The organism is Stenotrophomonas pictorum JCM 9942, assembly GCF_001310775.1.
Taxonomy (GTDB): domain Bacteria; phylum Pseudomonadota; class Gammaproteobacteria; order Xanthomonadales; family Xanthomonadaceae; genus Stenotrophomonas; species Stenotrophomonas pictorum.
Genome location: NZ_BAZI01000781.1, coordinates 1 through 612 on the forward strand (window position 1 = coordinate 1; position 612 = coordinate 612).

1 protein-coding gene is annotated in these 612 nt (G+C 66.5%); it reads right to left on the reverse strand.

What is annotated here, in order from left to right; genetic code table 11:
- Nucleotides 1-612 (reverse strand): glutamate 5-kinase (proB, locus tag JCM9942_RS17660; protein ID WP_157723093.1); only part of this gene is annotated, 612 nt, incomplete at both ends.

Consider the following 612-nt stretch of genomic DNA (forward strand, 5'->3'; position numbering starts at 1 on the left):
GCCAGCATCGGACCACGGATCGCGCCCGGCTCGACCGGCGCATGCCTCAGCCAGTATTTGCGCGCGGCGATCCGCGATTGACCGGCATACAGGCGCGTACCACGCAGGCGGCCCTGGGCCAGTCCACGCACCACATCGCCATCGCGGCCATTGAACAGGAAGGTGTCGATACCGGCAGCGCCGGCCTTGGCCGCGGCCTGCAGTTTGGTGTGCATACCACCAGTGCCGACCGCGCTGCCGCTGCCACCGGCCATGGCCAGGATCCCCGGCGTCAGCTCATGCACCTCGTTGATGGGCTCCGCCTGCGGATTGCTGCGCGGATCTGCGCTGTACAGGCCATCGATATCGGTGGCGATGAACAGCGCATCGGCATCGACCAGTGCGGCAACGATCGCGGCGAGGTTGTCGTTGTCACCGAGTTTGAGCTCATCCACCGACACAGTGTCGTTTTCGTTGACCACCGGCAGCGCGCCCAACGCCAACAACTCGTGGAGCGTGGCGCGTGCGTTGAGATAGCGACGGCGGTTGCGCAGGTCATCGTGCGTCAACAGCACCTGCGCCACGGGACGCTCGAAGAAGCGCTGCCACAGCGCGATCAGCTGCGCCTGCCCC